The sequence below is a fragment of the Breznakia sp. PF5-3 genome, assembly GCF_029504745.1.
Classification (GTDB): Bacteria; Bacillota_I; Bacilli_A; order Erysipelotrichales; family Erysipelotrichaceae; genus Breznakia.
Window position 1 is genome coordinate 1 of sequence record NZ_JAQFIQ010000074.1, and the last position, 4,407, is coordinate 4,407.

A 4,407-nucleotide genomic window follows, 5' to 3' on the forward strand; every position below is an offset into this window, starting at 1 on the left:
AACAAAAACATTAAAAGGACTAACTCCTGTGGAATTCAGGAATCAGTCCTTAACGACTATTTAATTATTGTGTCCAACTAATTGGGTTCACTTCAGAAAATGTATTGCCTTTTTTATAGTATGCATCCACAAGTGTTTGATATAGTAACATTCATAACAAAGGAAGTATCTTTCATCAAAGTAGTTATTTTTTGTAATAGTGCATATACTTCTTCGCTGGTTCCTTTTATCACTGTTGCCATGTCTGTAATTTCTGAAGAGAGTTCAGAATGTTGGATAAGGGATAATACTTTATCAATATCAGATGTATAAGCTTTTTTTCCTAATGGATAGAAACTTATTTGACATGAGATGAATGATTCATTTGAAACTTTACGCATACGAAACCTCCTTTTACATTTTTAGATTTATATTCCTTGTTTATTGTATCGGTATATTGGTCTTCATTTAAGGTTGGAGGTAGAAACAAACATTCTTTTGCTTCTACAAAATGGTCTCTATCTAAATTAACAATATCCTCAAGGGTTTTAAAAGTAGCACTTTCATAAGCGGTTCCTTTACAAATATCACTAGTGTAAAGTTGTTCCCAGCTACCTCCTTTTTGAATGGTTCCAATGATAATTTGACCATCGGGCTTTACGACGCGTTTCATTTCCTCATATATTGCTTGAGGGTAAGGCATGAATTCAAATGCTGTAACAGATATAATGGCATCAAAAGTATGATCATCAAAGGCTAAAGATTCCCCGTTCATTAAGTGAAAAGGGATGTTGTGAGTTGTATTCTTTTGCTCAGCAATGTGTAACATTTCCCTGGAAATATCAATTCCCGTTACTTGATAGTCAAGTTTGTGTAACTTATAAGTGAAGTTTCCAGTACCACAGCCAATGTCTAAGACTTTTGCTTTTGACTTTTTAGTGAGTAAGGAAAAAAGTGCATTACTTTCTTCTTTATCAACAAAACTTCCCATTGTAGTTTTATACCATGCATCATAATCTTTTGAAAACTTATCAAAAATAGTATTGTTATTTATCATAATATTCTCCCCATAATTATTAAAAGTATATCATAGAATATTATAGTAACATTTTTTTTGAAGGTTATTTAGGGAATTTCACATTTTTGTTATTTTGCATAGGCTTGTATTTTTGTTGTCATTTATATACAATATTTAGAAAGAAAGGTGTAGATATGGATTTTATCAAAGACTTTTTAAATACATATTATTTAGTACCTGTACGTTTTGTTTTTGTTTTATTAGTTTTACTTTTATTCAGGGAAATAAAGCGGTTGATGTTATATCGACAAGAAAAACAAAAATTGCTTGCGGTTTTAGAGATAGAAGATGCTGGGATTAAAATCCCTGTTACACATTATGAGATGACGATTGGTCGTTCAAATGCTTGTGATGTAGTTATTAATTTGCCATCTATTTCTAGACAACATGCTGTTTTAACTATGAAAGATAATGGGTATTGGAAAATTACGGATACAAAATCAAAAGGTGGAGTATTGGTAAATGGCAAAGAGGCAAATGAGGAAACGGAAATAAAAATGGATGATGAGGTGATTTTAGCTGGGGTTAGAGTTAAAATTATGCCATCGACTTTTATGGATGCTCGTGAATATGAAGAGGAACTACGAAGAAAAGAAAAGAAGTTCACTACTAGAATAAAAGATAAAATTAACTTTATTGGAAGAAAAGAAGGTAATTATAATAAAGCGATTATCTTATTGAATATATTTCAGATTTTAGCTTTTATTCAATTGCAGTTAACAATTGATGAAGCATATACTACATCACTTTGGATTGTTTTTATATCTATATTTATGACACCATGGATATTTAAAATCATTGCTAGAATGTTGAAGATTCAAAATTTAGGTGCTGAAGCAGCGGCATTTTTTCTTACAACGTTTGGCTTTTGTGTTATAGCAAGTGCAAATCCTGGAGATTTAATTAAACAATTAGGTGCCTATTTTATGGGGATCGCATTTTATAGTATTTTGTGTATTGTTTTAAAAAATGTAAATCAAATTATGAAACTTCGTCGTTATGCAGCAGGATTATCTATTCTTTTGTTATTGGCAAATCTTGTTTTGGGTTCAACGATCAATGGGCAAACGAACTGGATTGTTTTAGGTCCCATTACAATACAGCCATCAGAATTTGTGAAAGTGTTATTTATTTTTGCTAGTAGTGCAACTTTAGATTGGCTGTTTTCTACAAAAAACTTGCGGAATTTAATTGTATATTCTGTTGCGTGTGTGGGGTTGTTGTTTTTGATGGGTGATTTTGGAACAGCTTTGATTTTCTTTTTCACATTTATCATTTTAATGTTTATGACATCTGGTGATATTAAAGCGATTTTGATGACCTTTATTGTATCAGGTTTAGGAGGGCTTATGGTGTTAAGCTTCCGTCCTTATATCATGCAAAGATTTTCTACTTGGCGCAATGTATGGGCACATATTTATGACACAGGGTCACAACAAGCAAGGGCGTTAATTGCGCTATCTAGTGGTGGATTGTTAGGCTTAGGTGCTGGTAATGGGTTTGCAAGAACCATCTTTGCAGCGGATAGTGATATTGTAATCTCTATGATTATTGAAGAGTGGGGATTAATTATTGCAATCTTTATTGCAGCGGTATACATTATTTTCATGATTAGTGCAATTAGGAGTCATAAAGTTGCGCGATCTTCATATTATGTAATTGCTGCTTGTGCAGCAGCAGGATTGTTTGTGATTCAAACATCATTAAATATTTTTGGTGCTCTAGATGTTTTACCTTTCACAGGTGTAACATTACCATTTATTAGTAATGGTGGATCTAGTATGGTAGGAAGTTGGGGATTGTTGAGCTTTATTACAGCCGCTCTAAATTATGCACAACCAAAGAAAAATAAGGCTGCTACTCCAGTAGAGTTTGAGGAGGAATAGACAATGAACAGAGTTGCGAAAAGAGCAAGATATTTAAGTATATTAATTGTTGTGTTTTCATTGTGTGCAATTGTTTTCTTTTATGATTATTTCACATCTGCTAGTACATGGGTAGTACATCCATCAAATGCAAATATTTATCATGATGGTGAATTAACGGTTGCTGGAAATGTGTATTCATCTGATAAAGTTAAACTACTACAATCGGATAATAATGGGTTAACCTATGCAGATGATTTCTTTACTCGTCTATCAACCTTACATGTGGTTGGTGATAAAGATGATAATATTACAACAGGTGTTTTAACATCTAAACGGGATAAACTTATTGGTTATGATTTATTGAATGGCTTATTTGGAGCAGCTGATTCGGATCATACGATTCATTTAACGATCAATGCGGAATTATCTGCTTTAGCATATCAAGCTCTTGGAGAGCAAAACGGAGCGATTGGTATCTATAATTATGAGACAGGAGAAGTGCTCTGTATGGTGTCGAAACCTTCTTATGACCCTTATGATCCACCTAGTGCAGCAGATGCGGTAGATGGGGTTTATATCAATCGTGTAATGAATGGTGTGTTTGTTCCAGGTTCGATTATGAAGCTTGTTACATCGTATGCAGCTATTGAAAATATCAGTGATATTTATGAACAGACTTTTGATTGTCATCAAGGTGTTGAAATTGATGGACAATGGATTGAATGTAATGGATATCATGGTACACAAACATTTGAACAGGCATTAGCAAATTCATGTAATGCGGCTTTTGCAAGAATTGCTATTCAAGTAGGGAATGATACATTGGAAGAATATGCGAAGAAGGTAGGCATTACCTCTACCTATACAATTGATGGAGTAAGAACTTCTGCTGGTCGCTTCAATGTTGCTGATGCAGACAATGTAAACCTTGCATGGGCTGGGATAGGACAGTATACAACCATGGTAGATCCAATGCAATATATGATGTTTTGTGGTGCTATTGCAAATGGTGGAGTTATGAAAAAACCATATTATATTGAAGAAGGATCATTTTTATCTTCAATAAATATTTCAGATGATGGTGAGCGAATCATGGAGGAAGATGTAGCGAATCAATTAAAAGAGTTAATGCGTAATAATACCATATCAAATTATGGAGAATGGAATTTTCCAGATTTAGAAGTTGGTGCTAAGAGTGGTACTGCAGAAGTAGAAGAAGGGGATCCACATTCTTGGTTTGTAGGATTTTCAAATGCTGAACAGACACCATTGGCTTTTGTGGTAATCGTAGAAAATGATGGAGGTGTTTCTTCTTCAATAAATGTAGCATCTACTGTACTTCAGCGTGCAGCTAGTATTATGGATAAGTAAAAAAGGACATGAATCATGAACCGACCCCAAAAACTTGGAAAGCCAAGAAAGGAGTCGGTTTTTATATGAAACTAACAGAAGAAGACAAAATAAATATATATTACGAAAGAA

The 4,407-nt window shown here is 33.5% G+C and carries 4 protein-coding genes; 2 read left to right on the forward strand and 2 right to left on the reverse strand.

What is annotated here, in order from left to right:
- Positions 1-113: 113 nt before the first annotated feature.
- Positions 114-380 (reverse strand): YkoF family thiamine/hydroxymethylpyrimidine-binding protein, encoded by a 267-nt coding sequence (locus M2475_RS11225; RefSeq protein WP_277491613.1) that lies wholly within the window; start codon positions 378-380, stop codon positions 114-116.
- Positions 338-1,036 (reverse strand): class I SAM-dependent methyltransferase, encoded by a 699-nt coding sequence (locus tag M2475_RS11230; protein WP_277491614.1) that lies wholly within the window; start codon positions 1,034-1,036, stop codon positions 338-340. Before M2475_RS11230 ends, M2475_RS11225 begins: the two co-directional genes overlap by 43 nt.
- A gap of 155 nt (positions 1,037-1,191) precedes the next feature.
- On the opposite strand from M2475_RS11230, the gene M2475_RS11235 reads away from it, so the two are divergent.
- Together M2475_RS11235 and M2475_RS11240 are read left to right on the forward strand one after the other, a co-directional pair.
- Positions 1,192-2,943 (forward strand): FtsW/RodA/SpoVE family cell cycle protein, encoded by a 1,752-nt coding sequence (locus M2475_RS11235; RefSeq protein ID WP_277491616.1) that lies wholly within the window; start codon positions 1,192-1,194, stop codon positions 2,941-2,943.
- Positions 2,944-2,946: 3 nt separating this feature from the next.
- On the forward strand, positions 2,947-4,296 hold the full coding sequence (locus tag M2475_RS11240; protein WP_277491619.1) for a penicillin-binding transpeptidase domain-containing protein: 1,350 nt from the start codon (positions 2,947-2,949) through the stop codon (positions 4,294-4,296).
- The last annotated feature ends 111 nt before the right edge of the window (positions 4,297-4,407 follow it).